The sequence below is a fragment of the Thomasclavelia sp. genome (genome assembly GCF_017889095.1).
Lineage (GTDB): Bacteria > Bacillota_I > Bacilli_A > Erysipelotrichales > Coprobacillaceae > Thomasclavelia.
Genome location: NZ_JAGHEW010000355.1, coordinates 1 through 2,976 on the forward strand (window position 1 = coordinate 1; position 2,976 = coordinate 2,976).

At 30.3% G+C, this 2,976-nt stretch carries 2 protein-coding genes; both read right to left on the reverse strand.

The annotated features are described in order from the left end of the window. Positions 1-1,265 (reverse strand): phosphate--AMP phosphotransferase (locus tag J7M77_RS15110; protein ID WP_296880065.1); only part of this gene is annotated, 1,265 nt, incomplete at its 3' end. A gap of 74 nt (positions 1,266-1,339) precedes the next feature. After that, the gene (locus tag J7M77_RS15115) at positions 1,340-2,755 is read right to left on the reverse strand and encodes a polysaccharide deacetylase (RefSeq protein WP_296880067.1); all 1,416 of its coding nucleotides are present in this window, start codon (positions 2,753-2,755) and stop codon (positions 1,340-1,342) included. Between the last annotated feature and the right edge of the window lie 221 nt (positions 2,756-2,976).

Below are 2,976 nucleotides of genomic sequence, written 5' to 3' on the forward strand. Positions count from 1 at the left end.
GTATTTTGACGTTCAGTAAATCTTTCTAATTGTGTTTGATTATCAATTTGAACCCAGAATTTAATAACGATAGCACCCCAGTTGGCAAGTTCTTTTTCAAATTCATTCATTTCATTATAAGCACGCTGCCAATCGTTTTCACTACAGAATCCTTCTAAACGTTCAACCATGACCCGACCATACCAGGTACGATCAAAAATCGCTACATGACCATCTTTAGGTAAACGTTTATAAAAACGCCATAAATAATGCCGGTTAAGTTCACTTTTATCAGGAGCCGCAATTGGGTAAACAGTATAACCTCGAGGATCTAAACCGGAAGTAACTCTTTTGATATTACCACCTTTTCCAGCCGCATCCCAACCTTCATAAGCAATGATAACTGGTATTTTTTTACGATAAATTATATTATGTAATTTTCTAAGTTTTTTACGACATTTTTTAAGTTCTTTACGATAAGTTTCTTCTTTGATTGATACTGATAAATCATAATCATTTAATTTAATCGTTTTTCTAAGTGGATAAATATTATCAATAATTTTAGCATCTTCTTTTTCATGATCTAAGCGATTTTGAATACAGCTCATCAATGTTTCTAAAACTTGTAATTGAACTAATTTTTTATTAGTCGCATCAATTACATACCATGGAGCGTAAGCCGGATTAGTTTGGTTCATATATTCATTATATAAATCTAAATATTCTTCATAATGTTTATTTTGCCAAAGATCATCATCACTAACCCGCCATTTAGTATTTTTGTGTTTCAATAATCGTTTCATTCGTTTACTTTGATCTTCTTTAGAAATATGAAAGAAGAATTTAATTACTAGATAACCGTTATCTACTAAAGTTCTTTCAAAGTTTTGAATACTTTGAAGTCGACTTTGATATTCTTGTTTAGAAATATTATGATGAATATAGTCTTTAATAACATCGTTCATCCAGCCATGATCATAAAATGTTGCCATTCCATTTTCAGGTATTTTTAAAAAATGGCGATATAAAAATGGTTTTCGAGCTTCTTCTTCAGTAATTTTATTCATCGTTTCTACCGTATAAAAACGTGGATCCATGTTTTGAATTACCTTACCTAACGTTGTTCCAATTCCAGAAGCTCCCCAACCTTCAAATAATACTACTACTGGTAATTTTTTAGCTTTCAACAACATCTGTTTTTTTGATAATTCTAACTTAGCATTTTCCAAACATTCTTCAATATCTGGTGCTAATTCAATTTCTTCAAACTGATACTCTTTTAACATAACTTTCCCTCCTATTTCTTCTATTTTACCACTAAAATAGGGTATTTTATACAAAAAAAAGCCAAATTGGCTTTTTAGTTATTAACTTTTTGATGTGGGGCATAAGAACTATCATTGATACCTTCAAAACGATATCCCTGTTTTTGATAATATTCAATAATCGCCGGTAATGCCTGGACCGTTGTTGACTTAGCAGCCGTATCATGGAATAAAATATTAAGATTATTTGATTTTCCACTAGTAGCACTACTAATAATCTTACTTACCGCTACATTATTACCTGAAGCATCCTGAGAATCAACATTCCAGTCATAGTACTGATATCCTCTGGCAATTAATTCTTTTGATAAAGTAGTCATGATTCCTGGACAATATTTACGAGATACGGTATTAGAACCGCCACCTGGAAAACGAACATAACGAGGAAAATAACCAATTAAATCTTTAACCATATTTCCAACTTTGTTTAAGTCATCAAAATAAGCACTTACTGAACTATAAACTGTTGGATAATCATGACAATAAGTATGTAAAGCAATGGTATGCCCTTTATCATGGGCTGTTTTAATTAAATGATTATATGATTGATTATTTCCAGTTACAAAGAAAGTAGCTTTAGCATTATATTGATCTAAAATATCTAGGATCTTTTGAGTATTCGCTGATGGTCCATCATCAAATGTTAAATAAACAATTTTTTCACTAGATTGTTCACTAGTTCCAATTGTTTTATTTTCCACTACTTTAATTTCCCGTTTTTTGACAGTTTTATTACCAGAACGATCAGTAACGGTATAAGTAACTTTATAGGTACCGACTTTAGTTAAATCTACTTTACTAGAATCAATTTCTAATTTTGGTTCTGGGTCACGATTATCACTAACTGTCACTCCCTGGTTATAATCAACTTTACCACCGACAATAACACTGATTTCACTTAGATCACTAATTTCAGGTGCCTGTTTATCTTTAACGATTTTAACTTTTCCCTTTTTTTCGGTTACATTATCACCTTGATCAGTTAAACAAACAACAACATCGACAGTGCCTTCTTTACTAAAATCATAATCTTCTTTAAAACTAGCTTTAGTTTTCGTTGCATCTTTGACATTAGTTACCATGCTTGCTGGATCAACTTTCATTCCTAAATCAATATCTAAATCAACAACATCAAATTTTGGTTTGGTCGTATCGACTACTTTTACAGTTACTGTATACTTATGATCATCTAAAGTATAGATTAAATCATATTCACCTAATTTATCATATTTAACTTTAGAGCTATCAACTTTAACATCCTTAATATCGCCTTTTCTAACCGTTTCGATATTTTTTAGCGGATCAAAGCTTTCATTAATTTCCACTTCAACTTCTTTAGTTTTAAAAACAATTGGATCTCTAAAAATAAAATAACAAACAACACCAATTAAAACTACAACCAATAATGTTGCAATAATCGTTATTTTCCCTCGTAATGTCATCTTTTTCATTATTAAACTTCCCTTTTTCAACTTTCTTTTTTAGTATATGACATTTTTTAACATTTTACAACATAATCATCCAAAAATAAAAAGTGAGAAAAATTTTTCTCACTTTAATAAATTAATCCACGATTACACGTACATTAATGACACCTTTAGCTGATTCAATTCGATCAATAATATCCTGACGAACTACATCATTAGTATCAATTAAAGTATACGCATATTCA